The 18,223-nt window shown below is 72.0% G+C and carries 13 protein-coding genes and 1 pseudogene; 9 read left to right on the top strand and 5 right to left on the bottom strand.

From position 1 onward, the window contains the following. Positions 1–14: 14 nt before the first annotated feature. From ACWEF6_RS09905 to ACWEF6_RS09865, 9 genes are read left to right on the top strand one after another with little or no spacing between them, the layout of a single operon-like run. Positions 15–1,532, top strand: coding sequence for a sugar ABC transporter ATP-binding protein (locus ACWEF6_RS09905; RefSeq protein ID WP_449682552.1), 1,518 nt, complete (start codon positions 15–17; stop codon positions 1,530–1,532). Then, positions 1,529–2,569, top strand: a complete 1,041-nt coding sequence (locus ACWEF6_RS09900) for an ABC transporter permease (RefSeq protein ID WP_449682551.1) — start codon at positions 1,529–1,531, stop codon at positions 2,567–2,569. Before ACWEF6_RS09905 ends, ACWEF6_RS09900 begins: the two co-directional genes overlap by 4 nt. Beyond that, entirely contained in the window at positions 2,562–3,560 is a 999-nt protein-coding gene (locus ACWEF6_RS09895; RefSeq protein ID WP_449682550.1) for an ABC transporter permease, read from the top strand. The genes ACWEF6_RS09900 and ACWEF6_RS09895 overlap by 8 nt, the downstream gene beginning before the upstream one ends. A gap of 5 nt (positions 3,561–3,565) precedes the next feature. Beyond that, complete coding sequence (gene rhaS / locus ACWEF6_RS09890; RefSeq protein ID WP_449682549.1) at positions 3,566–4,642, top strand: rhamnose ABC transporter substrate-binding protein; 1,077 nt, start codon at positions 3,566–3,568, stop codon at positions 4,640–4,642. Continuing rightward, positions 4,642–4,977 carry an L-rhamnose mutarotase gene (locus ACWEF6_RS09885; protein ID WP_449682548.1) on the top strand — a complete coding sequence of 112 codons (336 nt, stop codon included), beginning with the start codon at positions 4,642–4,644 and terminating at the stop codon, positions 4,975–4,977. Before rhaS ends, ACWEF6_RS09885 begins: the two co-directional genes overlap by 1 nt. A gap of 5 nt (positions 4,978–4,982) precedes the next feature. After that, positions 4,983–6,149, top strand: a complete 1,167-nt coding sequence (gene rhaI, locus ACWEF6_RS09880; RefSeq protein WP_449682547.1) for an L-rhamnose isomerase — start codon at positions 4,983–4,985, stop codon at positions 6,147–6,149. 2 nt (positions 6,150–6,151) lie between these two features. Beyond that, positions 6,152–8,170, top strand: coding sequence for a bifunctional aldolase/short-chain dehydrogenase (locus ACWEF6_RS09875; RefSeq protein WP_449682546.1), 2,019 nt, complete (start codon positions 6,152–6,154; stop codon positions 8,168–8,170). 11 nt (positions 8,171–8,181) lie between these two features. Continuing rightward, positions 8,182–9,603 carry an arabinose isomerase gene (locus ACWEF6_RS09870; protein WP_449682545.1) on the top strand — a complete coding sequence of 474 codons (1,422 nt, stop codon included), beginning with the start codon at positions 8,182–8,184 and terminating at the stop codon, positions 9,601–9,603. 44 nt (positions 9,604–9,647) lie between these two features. Next, entirely contained in the window at positions 9,648–11,009 is a 1,362-nt protein-coding gene (locus ACWEF6_RS09865) for a rhamnulokinase (RefSeq protein ID WP_449682581.1), read from the top strand. Here the strand turns inward: ACWEF6_RS09865 and ACWEF6_RS09860 are convergent. From ACWEF6_RS09860 to ACWEF6_RS09840, 5 genes and pseudogenes are all read right to left on the bottom strand, one after another. Next, complete coding sequence (locus ACWEF6_RS09860; RefSeq protein ID WP_449682544.1) at positions 10,952–16,210, bottom strand: NACHT domain-containing protein; 5,259 nt, start codon at positions 16,208–16,210, stop codon at positions 10,952–10,954. The genes ACWEF6_RS09865 and ACWEF6_RS09860 overlap by 58 nt on opposite strands. Before the next feature lie 3 nt (positions 16,211–16,213). Then, on the bottom strand, positions 16,214–16,558 hold the full coding sequence (locus ACWEF6_RS09855; RefSeq protein ID WP_449682543.1) for a hypothetical protein: 345 nt from the start codon (positions 16,556–16,558) through the stop codon (positions 16,214–16,216). 32 nt (positions 16,559–16,590) lie between these two features. Continuing rightward, positions 16,591–17,197 (bottom strand): annotated as a pseudogene (locus tag ACWEF6_RS09850) (response regulator). Next, positions 17,194–17,577, bottom strand: coding sequence for a sensor histidine kinase (locus ACWEF6_RS09845; protein ID WP_449682542.1), 384 nt, complete (start codon positions 17,575–17,577; stop codon positions 17,194–17,196). Before ACWEF6_RS09845 ends, ACWEF6_RS09850 begins: the two are co-directional and overlap by 4 nt. Continuing rightward, positions 17,574–18,209 carry a histidine kinase dimerization/phosphoacceptor domain-containing protein gene (locus tag ACWEF6_RS09840; protein ID WP_449682580.1) on the bottom strand — a complete coding sequence of 212 codons (636 nt, stop codon included), beginning with the start codon at positions 18,207–18,209 and terminating at the stop codon, positions 17,574–17,576. Before ACWEF6_RS09840 ends, ACWEF6_RS09845 begins: the two co-directional genes overlap by 4 nt. Positions 18,210–18,223: the final 14 nt, after the last annotated feature.

Here is an 18,223-nt window from a genome sequence, read left to right as displayed (position 1 = left end):
ATCCGGAGGTCGCGATGACGCGGCAGGACCCGGGCCGGGTGCCTCTGCTGGAGGTGCGCGGCGTGACGAAATCATTCGGCGCGGTCGCGGCCGTCGCCGGCGTGAGCTTCGGGCTGCACGCCGGGGAGGCCCACGCGCTGGTCGGGGAGAACGGCGCCGGCAAATCCACGATCGTCAAGATGCTGGCCGGGGTGCACAAGCCCGACGACGGCACGCTGCTGCTCGACGGCGAGCCGGTCGGGTTCGGCTCGCCCGCCGACGCGAAGGCGGCCGGCATCGCGGTCATCTACCAGGAGCCCACCCTGTTCCCGGACCTGAGCGTCGAGGAGAACATCGTGATGGGCCGCCACCCGCGCAAGAGCCTCGGCCGGATCGACCGGGCGGCGATCCGCGCCGAGGCCGAGCGCCTGTTCGCCCGGCTCGGCGTCCGGATCGACCCCGCCCGGCCCGCCCGGGGGCTGTCGATCGCCGACCAGCAGATCGTCGAGATCGCCAAGGCGCTCGGCGCCGACGCCCGCGTGCTGGTGATGGACGAGCCGACCGCCGCGCTGACCCGGGTCGAGGTCGAGCGGCTCTTCGGCGTCGCCCGGACGCTGCGCCAGGAAGGCGCGGCGATCATGTTCATCTCCCACCGCTTCGAGGAGATCACCGAACTCTGCCAGCGCGTGACGATCATGCGCGACGGCAGGCACGTCTCCACCGACCCCCTGGAGGACGTCACCGTCGAGGAGATGGTGAAACGCATGGTCGGCCGCGACCTCGACGCGCTGTTCCCCAAACAGGACGTCGAACCCGGCGCGGTCGTGCTGGAGGTCGAGGGCCTGGCCCGCGAGGGCGTGTTCCGCGACATCTCCTTCTCGGTGCGCGCCGGGGAAATCGTCGCGTTCGCCGGGCTGGTCGGCTCCGGCCGCTCGGAGGTCGTCCAGGCCGTCTTCGGCGTCGACGAACGGGACGCCGGAGTCGTGACGGTGAGCGGCAAGAAGCTCAAACCGCACTCGTCGCGGGCCGCGATGGCCGCCGGGATGGCCCTCGTCCCCGAGGACCGGCGTCAGCAGGGCCTGATCATGGACCTGTCGATCGAGCGGAACGTGACGCTGCCGCGCTCGCGCGCCCTCTCCAAGCTCGGCTTCCTCACCGGCGCGAGCGAACGCCGGGAAGCCCGGCGCTGGACCGAACGCCTGCGCACCAAGTACCGGAGGCTCGGCGACCCCGTCGGGACGCTCTCGGGCGGCAACCAGCAGAAGGTCGTGCTGGCCAAGTGGCTGGCGATGGCGCCGAAGGTGCTGATCGTGGACGAGCCGACGCGCGGGATCGACGTCGGTACCAAGGCCGAGGTCCACCGGCTGATGTCCGCGCTGGCCGCCGAGGGCGTCGCGGTCGTCATGGTGTCGTCGGAACTGCCGGAGGTGCTGGGCATGGCCGACCGCGTGCTGGTGATGCGGGAAGGCCGGCTCGTGGCCGAGCTCCCGCGCGCCGAGGCGACCGAAGATTCGGTCATGTTCGCCGCGATGGGCCAGGGGGCCGCCGCATGACCGTCACCGAGGAGGCCCGCGTGACGAAGGAACCGGCCGTCCACTCGCGGCGGTCGTGGACCGCGAACGTGCTGAAGGCCCGGGAATCCGGCATCGTCCTCGCCCTGATCGTGCTGGTCGCGTTCACCGCGACGCAGAACTCCCGGTTCCTGTCCGGGCAGAGCATCCGCGACATCCTGCTCGGCACGGCCATCCTGGCGGTGCTCGCCGTCGGGCAGGCGATCGTGATGATCACCCGCAACATCGACCTGTCGGTCGGCTCGGTGCTCGGCCTGGCGGCGTTCGCCGTCGGCACGCTGATGAGGGACAACCCCGGGCTGCCGGTGCTCGTCGCGATCCTCGCCGGGCTCGGCGTCGGCGCGGTGTGCGGGCTGGTCAACGGCGCCCTGGTGCGCTTCGGCCAGGTGCCCGCGCTGGTCGTCACCCTCGGCACGCTCTACGCCTACCGCGGGGTCAGCTACTTCTGGGCCGGCGGCCGGCAGATCAACGCCGACAAGCTGCCCGCGCCTTTCCTGGACTTCGGTACGGCGTCGATCCTCGGCGTGCCGTGGCTGGTCCTGATCGCGGTGCTGGTCCTGGTCGCCGCCGGGATCGTGCTGCGCAGCTACCGCGCCGGGCGCGAACTGTACGCGATGGGGTCGAGCCCGCAGGCCGCGCAGCTGGCCGGCATCCGCGTCGGCCGCAACACCAGCGCCGCGTTCCTGGTCAGCGGCGCCCTCGCGGGCCTGGCCGGGGTGCTGTTCGCCGCCCGGTTCGGCACCGTGGACGCGGCCGCCGGCACCGGCTACGAGCTCAACGTCGTCGCCGCGGCCGTGGTCGGCGGGGTCGCCGTGTTCGGCGGCAGCGGCTCGGTCTGGGGCGCGGGCCTCGGCGCGCTGCTGCTGACCGTGATCGGCAGCGCCCTGGCCGTGCTCGACATCAACCAGTTCTGGCAGCAGGCGATCGTCGGCGCGCTGATCCTGCTGGCCATCGGCGCCGACCGGCTGGTCGCCGTCCGGGTCGCCAAGGCACTGAAGAAGAGGGATTCCCATGTCTGACCCCGGGAACCGGCTCGGCCGGCTGCTCAGCTGGGACGCCGCCGTCGTGCTCGTGACGGTGATCGTGGTGATCGTCGCTTCGGGCGCGGTCGACAACTTCGGCACCAGCCGCAACTTCACCTTCCTGCTGCTCGACCTGCTCCCCATCGCGCTGGTCGCCTTACCGATGACGTTCATCATCGTCACCGGCGAGATCGACCTTTCGGTGGCGAGCACGCTCGGCCTGACGTCGGCGGTGATGGGCTCCCTCTGGGACGCGGGCTTGACGATCGAGACGATCATCCCGCTCTGCATCCTGCTCGGCGCGGTCCTCGGCGCGCTGAACGGCTTCTTCGTCACCGTGCTGAAGCTGCCGTCGCTGGCCGTCACCATCGGCACCCTGGCGCTCTACCGCGGGCTCGCGTTCGTGGTGCTGGGCGACAACGCGGTGGCCGACTTCCCGCGGGCCTACACGAGCTGGGTCACCGGGACGATCGGCGACGGCCCGGTCCCGAACGTGCTGCTCCCGCTGGTCGTCGTCGCGCTCGTCTTCGGCGTCGTGCTGCACGCGACCCCGATCGGCCGGGGCGTGTTCGCCGCCGGCGCGGGGGAGCAGGCGGCCCGGTTCGCCGGCATCCGCACCGGACGGCTCAAGTTCTGGCTCTACGTCGTGAGCGGCGCGGTCGCCGGCCTGGCCGGGGTGCTGTGGACGCTGCGGTACTCCAGCGCCCGCGCCGACAACGGGTTCGGCCTCGAGCTGGCCGTCGTGGCCGCCGTGCTGCTCGGCGGCGTGTCCATCTTCGGCGGCAAGGGCACCCTGCCGGGCGTGCTCGCCGGGGTGGTCCTGCTGGCCTCGCTGCAGAACGCCCTGCGCCTGCAGGACGTGTCGAACGAGGCGCTCAACATCGTGACCGGCGTGCTCCTGATCGTGTCGGTCCTGCTCCCCAACATCGTGACTTCGGCCCGCACGGCAGTGCGTCGCCGTCGGCAAGCGGTAACTCCGGAAAGGTGACGAAGATGTCCCGACGGTTCCTCACCGGCAGGCTCCTCACCGGCGCAGTGTCGGCCGGACTGGTGCTGGTCCTGGCCGCGTGCAGCGGCACGACGAAGAACGACAACGCCGGCTCCGGCGCCCAGCAGTCCACCGCCGCGGCCGACCCGAACGCCGCGGCGAAGGAGGGCGTCAAGATGGCGTTCCTGCCCAAGCAGCTCAACAACCCCTACAGCGACATCGAGGTCAGCGGCGGCAAGGAGGCCCTGGCCGAGCTGAAGGGCGAGTACAAGCTGGTCGGGCCGAACGACGCCAGCGCGTCGTCGCAGGTCAGCTACATCAACACGCTGATCCAGCAGCAGCAGGACGTCATCGGCATCGCCGCGAACGACCCGAACGCGGTGTGCCCGTCGCTCAACCAGGCCCGCGGCGCCGGCATCAAGATCGTCGCCTTCGACTCCGACGCCGCCAAGGACTGCCGCGACGTCTTCATCAACCAGGCCACCACCCAGGGCATCGGCGAGGCACTGGCCAAGCAGGCCAAGGACCTCTCCGGCGGCTCCGGCGAGATCGCGGTCCTGTCCGCGACGCCGAACGCCACCAACCAGAACGCCTGGATCGAGGTCCTCAAGAAGGAACTGGCCAAGCCGGAGTACGCGGGCCTGAAGCTGGACAAGATCGCCTACGGCAACGACGACGACCAGAAGTCGTTCCAGGAGGCCCAGGGCCTGCTGCAGTCGTTCCCGAACCTCAAGGTGATCGTCTCGCCGACCACCGTGGGCATCGCGGCGGCCGCGCGGTACGTCAGCTCGTCGAGCTACAAGGGCAAGGTCGCGGTGACCGGGCTCGGCACGCCGAACCAGATGCGCGCCTTCGTCAAGGACGGCACGGTGAAGCAGTTCGCGCTGTGGAACCCGGCCGACATCGGCTACCTCGCCGCCTACGCCGGCGTCGCGCTCAAGTCCGGCCAGATCACCGGCAAGCAGGGCGAGAAGTTCAAGGCGGGCAAGCTCGGCGACTACACGATCGGCGAGAACGGCGAGATCGTGCTCGGCCCGCCGACGACGTTCGACGCGAACAACATCGACAAGTTCAACTTCTGATGCCCCGGTACTGCTTCTGCCTCCAGGTCAAACCCGACCGCAAAGCCGAGTACGCCGAGCGGCACCGGGCGGTGTGGCCCGAGATGCGGCAGGCCCTGCACGACACCGGCTGGCGCAACTACTCGCTCTTCCTGCGCGAGGACGGCCTGCTGATCGGGTACGTCGAGGCGGACGACCTCGCCGCCGCGCAGGCCGCCATGGCGAAGACCGACGTCAACACCCGCTGGCAGGCGGAAATGGCGGAGTTCTTCACCGGCCTCGACGGTGGTCCGCCGGATGAAGGGTTCCAGCTGCTCGACGAGGTCTTCCACCTCGACGTCCGGGAAGGACAGTGATCGCCATGGGTGAGGTGACAGCCGTCAAAGCGGCCCTGCGGACGCAGCGCATCGAGACGCCGTCGTGGGCGTACGCGAACTCGGGCACCCGGTTCAAGGTGTTCCCGCAACCGGGTGTCCCGCGGACACCGGAGGAGAAGATCGCCGACGCCGCGGTGGTGCACCGGCTCACCGGGGTGGCGCCGAGCGTGGCGCTGCACATCCCGTGGGATCGCGTGGACGACTACGCCGCCCTGACCGCGTACGCGCGGGACCTGGGTGTCGGGATCGGTGCCATCAACACGAACGTCTTCCAGGACGAGGACTACAAGCTCGGTTCGGTGACCAACCCGGACGCGGGCATCCGCCGCAAGGCGACCGACCACCTCCTGGAAGCCGTCGACATCATGGATGCGACGGGTTCGCGAGACCTGAAGCTGTGGTTCTCCGACGGCATCAACTACCCGGGTCAGGACGACCTCCGCGACCGGCAGGACCGGCTGGCGGAGGCGCTGCGCGAGACGTACGACCGGCTCGGCGAGCACCAGCGGATGCTGCTGGAGTACAAGCTGTTCGAGCCGGCCTTCTACGCGACCGACGTCCCGGACTGGGGCACGTCCTACGCCCACTGCATCGAGCTGGGGGAGCGGGCGACGGTGTGCATCGACACCGGCCACCACGCCCCGGGGACGAACATCGAGTTCATCGTGGCGTTCCTGCTGCGGGCCGGGAAACTGGGCGCGTTCGACTTCAACTCCCGCTTCTACGCCGACGACGACCTGATGGTCGGGGCGGCGGACCCGTTCCAGCTGTTCCGGATCATGTACGAGATCGTCCGCGCCGACGCCCTCGACCCGGCGTACGGGATCGCGTTCATGCTCGACCAGTGCCACAACATCGAGGCCAAGATCCCGGCGATCATCCGCTCGGTGATGAACGTCCAGGAAGCCACCGCGAAGGCGCTGCTGGTGGATCGCCCCGCACTGCGCTCGGCCCAGCAGGCGGGCAACGTCCTGGAAGCGAACGCCGTGCTGATGGATGCCTACAACACCGACGTCCGGCCGCTGCTGGCCGAGCTGCGCACCGAAGCCGGGCTCGACCCGGACCCGGTCGCGGCGTACCACCGCAGCGGGTACCAGGAGCAGATCGTGGCCGAGCGCGCCGACGGCACGCAGGCCGGATGGGGAGCATGAGCATGACCGTGCCGGAGCAGCTCATCGCGCGCAGCAACGCGCTCGGGGCCGACCCGCGCAACACGAACTACGCCGGCGGCAACACCTCCGCCAAGGGCGCGGTGACCGACCCGGTCACCGGCTCGCCCACGGACGTGCTGTGGGTCAAGGGCTCCGGCGGCGACCTCGGCACGCTGACCGAGGCCGGGCTCGCGGTGCTGCGGCTGGACCGGCTGCGGTCCCTGGTCGACGTCTACCCGGGCGTCGAGCGCGAGGACGAGATGGTCGCCGCATTCGACTATTGCCTGCACGGCCGCGGCGGGGCGGCGCCGTCGATCGACACCGCCATGCACGGTCTCGTGGAGGCCGCGCACGTCGACCACCTGCACCCGGACTCGGGCATCGCGCTGGCCACGGCGGCCGACGGCCCGGCCCTGACCAAGGAGTGCTTCGGCGACCGGGTCGCCTGGGTCGGCTGGCGGCGGCCCGGATTCCAGCTGGGCCTGGACATCGCCGCGGTCAAGGCGGCCAACCCCCAGGCCATCGGCGTCATCCTCGGCGGCCACGGCATCACCGCCTGGGGCGCCACCTCGGAGGAGTGCGAGCGCAACTCCCTGGAGATCATCCGCACGGCCGAGGAGTTCCTGGCGGCGCGGGGTGCGCCGGAGCCGTTCGGGCCGGTCGTCCCCGGCTTCGAAGCCCTCCCCGCGGCCGAACGCCGAGCGCGCGCCGCGGCCTTGGCGCCGGTGGTCCGCGGGCTGGCCTCGACCGACCAGCGGGTCGTCGGCCACTACACCGACAGCGACGTCGTGCTGGAGTTCCTGGCGCGGGAGAAGCTCCAGCCGCTGGCCGCGCTGGGCACGTCCTGCCCGGACCACTTCCTGCGCACCAAGGTCCGGCCGCTGGTGGTGGACCTGCCCGCGACCGCGCCCGTCGAGGACGTCGTCGCGCGGCTGAAGGAGTTGCACGCGGAGTACCGCGACGCCTACCGCGCCTACTACGAGCGGCACGCCGACGCCGATTCGCCCGCGATGCGCGGCGCCGATCCGGCCATCGTGCTCGTCCCCGGCGTCGGGATGTTCTCGTTCGGCAAGGACAAGCAGACCGCGCGGGTGGCCGGGGAGTTCTACGTCAACGCCATCAACGTCATGCGCGGCGCCGAAGCCGTCTCGACCTACGCGCCGATCGCGGAGAGCGAGAAGTTCCGGATCGAGTACTGGGCGCTGGAAGAGGCGAAGCTGCAGCGGATGCCGAAGCCGAGGCCCCTGGCCGGGCGGATCGCCCTGGTCACCGGGGCCGGCTCGGGCATCGGCAAGGCCATCGCCCGTCGGCTGGCGGCCGAGGGGGCGTGCGTCACGATCGCGGACCTCGACGGCGACGCGGCCGTGGAGGTCGCGGCGGAGATCGGCGGCACCGCCGTCACCGCCGACGTCACCGACGCCGCGGCGGTCCAGACGGCGATCGACGCCACAGTGCTGGCGTACGGCGGCATCGACCTGGTGGTCAACAACGCCGGGCTGTCCATCTCGAAGCCGTTGCTGGAAACCACCGAACGCGACTGGGACCTCCAGCACGACGTCATGGCCAAGGGCTCGTTCCTGGTGTCCCGGGCCGCGGCGAAGGCCATGGTCGCGCAGGGCATCGGCGGCGACATCGTCTACATCTCGTCGAAGAACTCGGTGTTCGCCGGCTCGAACAACGTCGCCTACGGCGCCGCGAAGGCCGACCAGGCCCACCAGGTCCGGCTCCTGGCCGCCGAACTCGGCGGGCACGGCATCCGGGTCAACGGCGTCAACCCCGACGGCGTCGTGCAGGGCTCCGGCATCTTCGCCGGCGGCTGGGGCGCCCAGCGGGCCGCGGTCTACGGCGTCGAGGAAGCGAAGCTCGGCGAGTTCTACGCCCAGCGGACCATCCTCAAGCGCGAGGTGCTGCCCGAGCACGTCGCCGCCGCGGTGTTCGCCCTCACCGGCGGCGAGCTCACCCACACCACCGGCCTGCACGTACCGGTGGACGCCGGGGTGGCCGCCGCGTTCCTGCGCTGACGAAAGGACCGATGACCGTGGATCGCCTCACCCCGCGCCGCACCCGCGTGGGCCTCGTGTCCGGTGGGCTCGGCGCGTACTGGCCGCAGTTCCCGGCGCTCCTGCCGCAACTGGAGGTGTCGGCCCGGCGCGTTTCGGAACGACTGTCCGAACTGGACTGCGAAGTGGTCGACGCCGGGTTCGTCTCCGACGCGGTCGAAGGTGCCGCCGCGGCGGAGAAGCTGCGGGTGGCCGGGTGCGACCTGATCGTCGGCTTCCTGACGACGTACCTGACGTCGAGCATGCTGGCCCCGGTCGCGCAGCGCTCGGGCGCGCCGGTGCTGCTGCTGAACCTGCAGCCCACCGAGGCGATGGACCACGAGTCCTTCGACACCGGCGCGTGGCTGGCCTACTGCGGTGCCTGCCCGCTGCCGGAGATGGCCAACGCCTTCCGGCGGCTCGGCGTCGAGTTCCGCTCGGTGTCCGGGTACTTGGAGGATCCTCGGGCGTGGACGCGGATCGAGCGCTGGATCAAGGCGGCCGGGGTGCGGGCGGCGCTGCGGCACGGCCGCCACGGGCTGCTCGGGCACCTCTACCCGGGAATGATGGACGTCGCCACCGACCCGACGCTCGTGTCGGCCCAGCTAGGCGGGCACGTCGAGATCCTGGAGGTCGACGACCTGCGGGTGCGCGTGGAGCAGGTCACCGAGTCCGAAACGAAGGACCGGGTCGAGCTGGCCCGCGAAGTGTTCACAGTGGACGAGTCCGTTGTGGACGAAGACTTCGCGTGGGGCGCCCGGGTCTCGGTGGCCCTCGACCGGCTCGTCGAGGACTTCTCGCTGGATTCCCTGGCCTACTACCACCGCGGTCTCGACGGCGAGACGCACGAGCGGGTCGGCGCCGGGTTCATCCTCGGCGCGTCCCTGCTCACCGCCCGCGGCATCCCGGCGGTCGGCGAATACGAGCTGCGGACGTCGCTGGCCATGCTGGTCATGGACCGGCTCGGGGCCGGCGGCTCGTTCACCGAGCTGCAGGCGCTGAATTTCCGCGACCAGGTGGTCGAGATGGGCCACGACGGCCCGGCGCACCTCGGGATCAGCGCCCGCAAGCCGCTGCTGCGCGGCCTGGGCGTCTACCACGGCAAGCGCGGCTGGGGCGTCTCGGTCGAGTTCGACGTCAAGCACGGGCCGGTGACGCTGTGCGGGCTCGGCCAGCGCCGCGACGGGACGTTCACGCTCATCGCGGCGGAAGGCACGGTCGTGCCCGGCCCGCTGCTGCGGATCGGCAACACGACCTCCCGCGTCGACTTCGGCTGCGACCCGGGGGAGTGGACCGACGCCTGGGCCGCCAGCGGCATCGCCCACCACTGGGCGCTCGGCACCGGCCACCGCGTCGCCGAGCTGACGGCGGTCGCGGACCTGCTCGGCCTCGAGCTGACGGTGGTCCGCCCGTGAAGCGAGTCGCGGCCGTCGACCTCGGCGCGTCCAGCGGACGGGTGATGGCCGGGACCGCCGGGCCGTCCCGGCTGGCGGTGGCGGAGGTGCGGCGCTTCCCGAACGGCGGTGTCCGCGCGGGGCCGGTGCTGTACTGGGACATCCTGGGCCTGTACCGCGAGACCCTCGCCGGGATCCGCGAGGCCGGGCGCCTGGACGGCGTCGGCATCGACTCCTGGGCCGTGGATTACGGGCTCCTGGACGAGCGCGGCGCGCTCTTGGGCAACCCCGTGCATTACCGCGACTCGCGCACCGACGGCGTGCCGGCCGAGGTCTCGGCGAAGGTGCCCGCCCGCGAGCTCTACGACGTGACCGGGCTGCAGCAGCTGCCGTTCAACACGCTGTACCAACTGGTCTCCGAAGGCGACCGGCTCGACGCGGCGGCGACGATGCTGCTCATCCCGGACCTGCTGAACCACTGGCTCACCGGGGCGATCGGGGCGGAGCGGACGAACGCGTCGACCACTCAGCTGTACGACGTCCGCGCGCGGACCTGGGCCACTTCGCTGGCTACGCGCGTCGGCATCCCGCCGCGGCTGCTGCCCCCGCTGCGCGACCCGGGGACGGTGGTGGGCACGGCGGACGAGCTGTCCGGCCTCCCGGTGGTGGCGGTCGGCTCGCACGACACGGCGTCGGCGGTGGTCGCGGTGCCGGCATCGCCCGGGACGAACTTCGCCTACATCTCGTCGGGCACGTGGTCGCTGGCCGGCCTGGAGTTGCCCGCACCGGAGCTGAGCGACGAGGCCCTGGCGGCGAACTTCACGAACGAGGGCGGTGTCGACGGCACCATCCGCTTCCTGCGCAACGTGATGGGCCTGTGGGTGCTGTCGGAAACGCTGCGCACGTGGTCGTGCCCGGACGAGCTGCCCGCGCTGCTGGCGGCCGCGGCGGCGGCACCCGCGTTGGCGGCGGTGGTGGACATCGACGCCCCGGCGTTCCTGCCCCCGGGCGACATGCCGGCGCGGATCGAGTCGGCCTGCCGGGCCACGGGCCAGCGCCCGCCGGCCGACCGGGCGGCGGTGGTCCGCTGCATCGTGGACAGCCTGGCCCTGGCCCACCGCCGCACGATCCGCACGGCGTCCCGCTTGACGGGCCGTCCCGTCGACGTCATCCACCTGGTCGGCGGCGGCGCCCGCAACGAGCTCCTGTGCCAGTCGACGGCGGACGCGTGCGGGGTCCCGGTCCTGGCCGGCCCGGTCGAGGCGGCGGCGCTGGGGAACGTGCTCGTCCAGGCCCGGGCGTTGGGGGAGGACCTCCCGGACCTGGCGGCGATGCGGGCGTTGGTGCGCGAGACGCAGGAAATCCGCCGCTACGAGCCGTCGGGAACGGACGATTGGGCGGCGGCCGAGGCTCGCTTGGTCGGCTGATGCCCCCAGTCGGCGTGGATTTCGTTGAGGAGATCGCGGGCTTCCTGGCGGCAGAGAGTGCTGAGACGAGCCAGCGTCCGTGCCGCGTCGGCCCGGACGTGGCACGGGATGGTCGTGTCGTGCGCCAGTTCCCGGCAGACCAGCGCGGCAGGCTCACGGCAGTCGCGGTGCAGTCTCGCCAGCCTGACCGCGCAATGCACCCTGACCAGTGGCTGGAGGGCCGGATCTTCGGCCATGGCCCGCAGGGCGCACGTGGCCTCCTGCGGTTCGTGCCTGCCGATGGTTTCGAGAACCTGGAACCGGACCATGGGCCCGGCGGCGGCCTGAAGCCGGCGCAGGAGGGTCAGGACTTCACCGCGCAGGTCGGGCCGGATGTCGCCGAGCACCCGTGCGGAGTTCATCCGCGCCAGGGCCGGCACCGTCTCGTCCGTCATGATCGCCCGCAGCCGTTCCACGGCGAGCGTCCGGCCGCGCGTGCCCAAAACCGCGAGGTCTTCCGCGGCGCGCCAGCGCAAGGCGGCCCGGACCGCCGGATCTCCGGCGATGGCCGCGAGCACATGGGCGCCCCGCTCGCGGTCTTCGCGGGCGTAACCGGGCAGCCAGTCCGCCGCCTTCCAGCGGACCGCCGCGTCCGCTCGATCGTCGTCGCGCAGGGACCGGATGTCGTCCAATCGCCGGAGCGCGGAGGACAGCGCGATCCGGGCGTGGTCGGCGAGGCGGCGATCGCGGATCAGCCGGGTGAGCCGGACGTGATCGGCCTCCGTCAGCGGTTCGGGATCGAGGTCGATGAGGAGTTCCGCGGCTTCCAGCCGGTCCCGCCACGCCCGTCCTTCGTCGTCGAGAGCGGCCCGGGTGTCGGTGAGGAGGCGTCTCCGCCAGGACGGATCCAGCTCCGCGAGAGCGAGCAGGCGTCGCAGCCGGGGGTGGCCGCTCCCGCCGAGTTCCTCGAGGAGGGCGACCGCCTCCGGGACCAACCGAGGGGAGAGCCTGCCCAGCGCGGTCGCGGCGGCGACCCGGTCTGCCAGAGAGGTTTCGGGACCAGCCAGCACGTCTCGGAGGGTGGCTTCGAGTTCGCTCGCCACCGTCCAGTTGTCCCAGTAGCCGGCCGTCGTCTCCGTCCAGCAGGCGACCGTGGTGAACCGGTCGGCGATGGTGGCTCGCGAAACGGCCCGGAATTCGGCCGCCGGCAGGAACCCGGCGATGTCCTGCCGCACCTCGAGGGAGGTCGCCGGGTCGTGGACGATGGCCCGCGCCAGCGGGACGAGCTCGGACGGTGCCGGGCTGCTCCAGGTCAGCCATTTCACCGCGACTGCGCGTTCCGCGCCGTCCAGTTCGGAGTCGGCGGCCAGCCGCCGGAGAACGGCCAGCGCAGCACCGTGCTGCGCGGGATCGAGCTGCACGAGCGTGTTCGCTGCCTGGCAGCGGTCGGAAACGACCTCCGTTTCGTCGTCGAGGATCTCCCGGTGGAAGGTGATGACCTCGTCGACAATGGTGGGGTCGAGCCGGACGAGCTGCAGAGCTGCCCGGGACCGCCAGGGAAACCGGAGGTGACCGTCCGCAACCTGCGCGCGTAACTCGTCCACCGCTTCGTGACGCAGGTCCGGGTGGTATTCGCACAGCAACTCCGCACAGGACTGCCGCATCCACAGGGACGCGTCCGCCGCCGAGACGCCCGTCCGGACTTCCTCGGGCGGATCCGCACCGAGCGCGACAAGAGCCTGGACGTGGCTGATCCACGCGGGGGTGCCGATGTCGTGCTGAAGGCGGCGCACCATGTCAAGCGCGGCCGGCGATTCCGTCGGATCTTGCCCCGCGGCGATGACTGCGGCTTCGGCGCGCTGGCTGCCGGTGGCCGATTCGTCGGACAGCAGGGCGCGCACCGCTGCGTCGATCCGCGGATCGGACAGCTTCAGGCCGACCAAGGCTTCGGCCGTTTGACAGACCAGTTCGGCCGAAGCTCGTCCCGGCACCACGGCGGCGGTGAGTACCTCGGCCAGCTCGGCCCGCCGAACTGCGCTCACATCGGAGAAGACTCCAGCTGCCTGCGAGAGCTCGTCGACGGGGATTTCGTTGCGATCGAGGAGCTCGACGAATCCCGTTGTGGCCTGCACGTGGTAGCGCCGGCCGAGGTTCACCAGGCTGCGGGTGGCGGCCACGCGGTGCCGGACGCCCCGCGCCGGATCACGCACGACCGAAGCAAGTGCGACGGCCGCGGCTTGCGAATCGACGTCGTCGCCGTAGAAGACGCCTTCCGAATCGTGAGCTTCCCAGGCGCTGCCTTCTTGAGGGCCGAGGAGGTCGATGATTGCGTTCGATGCTTGGTGGTGGAAGACCGTCCCGAGAGACTGGAGTGCCTCCCAGGCTGACATGCGCAGCTGGGGACTGGCTCCGCGGCCCGAAGCCACTTCGAGGAGATGCTGAGCTGCCTCGGCATGGAACTCGGGTCCCAGCCTGATCAGCTCGGTGCCTGCCTCGACGCGAAGGTCAGGGGCGGCGCCGCGGTTCGTCAGATCGCGCCGCAGTGCGAGCACGGCCACGGACCGGTGTGGTTCGCCGAGGTCGGCGAGTTTGCTGAAGGCCGAGGTGCGTTCGAAGTGCGCAGCATGGGGGTGTTCGGCCACCCGGATGAGCTCGCGGGCCGCCTCCAGGTGGAACTCTGGACCGAATTTGGCCAAGGCGTCGGCCATCCACAGCAGGGCGTTGGTGTCGGCAGGCCGGTCAGCGGAGACCGTACGGAGCAGGGCGAGGGCCTGGTCGTCGAACGCCGTACCGAAAGTCCTGAGCGCCCCGGCGATGTTCACCCGGGTGGATGCGGTCACACCCGGGCGGGCGGCCGACGCGTACACCGTGTTCCCGGCTTCCAGCCGGTACTGGGGACCAAGCTGGGCGAGCAGGCTGGCCGCGAGGTTGACGCGGTTCCGCCGCCGGCTGACGAGCCTGGCCCGGAGCGCGGTGACCGCGTCCGCAAGGTGTCCCAGTGATGCCAGGCCCAACGTCGCGTTTCGCACGCCAGGGGTGGCATCGTCGGGGCCGGCCAGGATGGCGCGGAAGAGCTCGGCACACCGGTCGTCGTATTCGGCCCCGATCTCTACCAACCCCATGGCCGCCTGGATCACGTCGTCCTCGGGTGCTTCGGGGTCGTCGAGCAGCCCGGCCAGCGCCTCGATGGCCCGCGCTCGGGGGCCCTGACCCAGTCCCGCCAGCACGATCGCCGCGTTCCGGCACTGCAATGCGGTCGCCGACGGATCCGCCAGCACCGACACCAGGCCGGACACGGCCGTCGCTCGCTCGTCCGTGCCACATTCCGCCAGCGCCTTGGCCGCCTCGAACCGGAACTCGACCGAGTTCGCCTCGTCCTCGACCACCGACCGCAGCATCGCCACCGCATCGACTCGGTCGAGACCGTACAACCGTGCCGCCAACGCCCTGCCCGCTTCGATCCGCGACTCCCACGGCGCCACCGGATCGCCCATCAGGTCGCGCAGCCACCCCGCTAGCGCCGGATGATGCGCCGCCCGGCTCACCTGCGTGAGGATCACCTGCGCCGGGTACTGCGTCGTCATCGCCCAGCGCCGGACCGTGGCCAGGAAGGCGTCCGTCACCTCCGCGCTCGCCGGGGCGTGCCAGGCCAACAGCCGCGCCGCGAGCACGTGCATCGCCGGGTTGCCCGCGTGCAGGTGCCCGATCAGCCGGTCGGTCTCGGGCTGTCGCAACCTCGTGTAGTGCAGCAACACGAGCCGAGCGTGCCGGCCGCGTTCGCCCGGGCGTGCCGTGTGCAGGAGCCGGACGAACTCGTCGGCCGCCGAGTCGAACCGGTCCGGGAGCCGCAGAGCATGCGCGGTCGCCGCGAGGTGCTCGGCGAAACTGTGGTGGAGGAACCGCAGCTCGCCCGCCCGCGAGACGAACGGGCCGACCGTGGTTAGGTACGTCGTCAGCTGGTCGCGCCAGTTCGGCGTGGCGCAGGCGTGCGGCGCCTTCGCCGCCGCCCAGTCACCAGCCGCCTCGAGGAGTGATGTGTCCTTCTCCAGGCGGACGCAGCCCAGGTGCCGGAACAGGCGCTCGCGGCACTCGTCCCAGGGAGACGGCGGGATCGAACGCGCGGACTGCAGGTACGCCAGGTAACTCTCGTAGAGCTCGTACCGGTTGTCCGGCAGCCGCCGGTTGGTGTCCTGCTCGAACATGATCGCGGCGATCGTGGCCAGCAGCGGCACCCGGACCAGCTCGTCCAGGTTCGCGTCATGCACCTGCCGGACGAACCGCTCGGCCAGGTCGCCTTCGGCGAACCAGTTGGCCGCGAAGTGGCGCAGCGCCTCCTCGTCGAACGGCAGCAGCTCGTATCGCGCCGCGCCGGCTCCGTGGAACGGGGCCAGCGCGGCCCCGGCGATCGGGCGGGTGGTCAGGACGATCCGGTAGTGCGCCGCCTGGGCCGCCCGCGTCGCCAGGACCTTGATCAGCCGGTCACGCTGGACCAGGTCGGCGACCTCGTCCAGGCCGTCGACCAGGAGCAGCCAGCGGCAGCCGGCCACGCGCCGGGCCAGCGTGGCGGCCTCGATCGAGAAATCCAGCAGCGCGCCGTACTCGGCCTGGATGCTCTCGGCCAGGGCCTGGAAGAACGGCACGGTGAGCCGGGTGGCGAGTTCCCGGGCCGGCAGGCGCAGCGGGATCACCGGTTCGGCGAGCGGTGCTTCGCCGTCGTGGCCCTTCCAGTGGCCGGCGACGTCCGCGGCCAGCCGGAGCGACAGCGTCGACTTGCCCTGGCCGGGCCCGCCGGTGACGAGCAGGTGGTCGTCGTCGTCGAGGGCCGCCCGCACCGTGCGGGACGGCGGCCGGACCACCAGCCGCGGCACCGGCCGGGCGGGCAGGTCGATCCGCTGCCCGCGGCCGTCCAGCACCGGACGCGGGCGCGCCGGCTCGGACGGCCCGCTGTCGGTCTCGCTGCTGATCTCCTGACGCACATAGACGGCCGCGAGGGACGTCTGCCGGGCGCCGGGCAGCTGGTACGGCAGGTCCTTCGCGGTGTCGATCTGGACCTGCAGCAGGTTCCGGACCGCCGGCGGCAGTTCCGGCAGGTCGTCCCACCCCCGGGGCGGCGCGACCTCCGCCTCGGGCACCGCTGCGCTGCCGGGCAGGAACACGTTGCCGTACACCGCGCCGAACTGCGCCACGGTGCCGGCGTCGCCGGTGAACTGGTTGCCCTCCACGGCTCAGAGGTTGATGTTGCCGCGCACGTCCCGCAGCTGCACGACCCTCCCGGTGACGTTCCCGGTCACCGTGTTGTGCACGTCCCCGTGCGACACCCGGCTCGCCGGGAGCTTCGCCCACTCCTCCCGCAAGGCCTCGGCGAACTCGGCGTCCTCCACTTCCGCCTCGGACAACCGCTCGGCCAAAGCCTGGATCGGCTGGTCGTCGTCCGGGGCGGCTGCGGCCGCCTCCAGGGCCGCAATGGCCGGGGGGTGTTTGGCGAACTTGCGTCTGACCAGGTCGTAGAGGCCGGTCGCACCCTTCGCCGCCAGTGCGGCGGCGATGGAGACCAGGATCGGTTCGGGCATGCGTCCAACCTACTGGCGCACCTGCTCCCGAGCTACAGCCAGCCGCGCTCGTCGGCCGTCCGCACGGCTTCGATGCGGTTGCGGGCGCCGGTCTTGGTGATCGCCGCCGAGACGTAGTTGCGGACCGTGCCCTCCGTCAGGTAGAGGCGCGCGGCGATCTCCGTGCTCGTCGCGCCGGTGCGGGCCGTGATGAGGACGTCGCGTTCACGGGCGGTCAGCGGTGATCCGCCCGCCGCCAGGGTCGCGACGGCCAGCGCCGGGTCCACCACCCGCTCGTCGGCCCGGACCCGGCGGATCGCGTCGGCCAGCACGTCGGCGGGTGCGTCCTTCACCACGAACCCCGCGGCGCCCGCCTCCATCGCGCGCCGCAGGTACCCGGCGCGCCCGAACGTCGTGAGCATGACGACGCGGCAGTCCGGCACCTGCGCCGTGAGCACCGCCGCGGCGGCCAGCCCGTTCAGGCCCGGCATCTCGATGTCGAGCAGCGCCACGTCGGGCCGGTGCTCCCGGGCCGCCGCGACGACCTCGTCGCGCGGCCGACCGACGCGACCACCTCGAAGTCGTCCTCGAGCGAGAGCAGCGCGCACAGCGCTTCGCGGACAGCGCCTGGTCGTCGGCGAGCAGCAACCGGATCGTCACAGCGTCACCCGCAGCCGCCAGCCGTTCGGCTCCAGCGGACCGGCGGACAACGACCCGCCGAGCGCGTCGACGCGCTCGCGCAGCCCGTCGAGGCCCGATCCGCGGCTCGCCGGCCCGCCGACGCCGTCGTCGGCCACCTCCACCGACGCGGCCGAAAGGGTGACCGTGCACCGCGTCGCGCGGGCGTGGCGGGCGACGTTCGTCAGGCCCTCCCGCACCACCCAGCCGAACAGCTCCTGGCGGTCGGGGGCCACGACGTCGGTGGCCTTCGGCAGGTCCGCGGCCACCCCGCACGCGCGCAGCAGCTCGCGGCCGCGGGCGAGTTCGCCGGCCAGCGTCACTTCGCGGTAGCCCGACACGGCCGCGCGCACGTCGGTCAACGCCTGCCGCGCCAGCGTCTCGACGGCGACATCTCTTCACCCGCCCGCGCGGGTGAGGCGGGGACGAGCCGCCGGGCGAGGGTGCTCTTGACCGTGATCGCGGTGAGCGAGTAGCCGAGCAGGTCGTGCAGGTCGCGGGCAATCCGGGCGCGTTCGGCCTCGGGACGCCAGCCGCGCAACCTTGGCGCGGGCCTCGACGAGTGCGGTGTTGGCGCGGATCGCCTCGGCGAACGCGGAAACCATGAGGACGGTGAAGACGAGCGCGACCGCCTGCGTCCAGCCGGGCCCGGTCTGCCACGGCCGCACCGCCCACGGCACGGCGACGGCGGCGAGGGCGGACACCGCCACCAGCGCGGCGGCGGCCCGCCGGGGGAGCCGCGGGGCGGCCAGGGACAGGACGACGGCGGCGAGGAAGAACGCGTCGGCGTGGGCGAAGGGGAGGGCGATGGCGAACAGCGCCGCGCAGCCGCCCACCAGCAGCCAGAACGGCCGCCTGCCCGGCGGGCCGCGGTGGCCGCGGCGAGCAGGTAGCCGGCGGCGAACGCGGCGACGACCACGCAACCCAGCACCGCGGCGGCGCCCGAGAAGTGCTGGAGCACGGCCGCCACCGTCACGGCCGGGTAGACGAGCATGCCCGCGTCGAGCA

The sequence above is a fragment of the Amycolatopsis sp. NPDC004772 genome (genome assembly GCF_053601215.1).
This window is presented reverse-complemented; position numbering and strand designations above follow the sequence as displayed.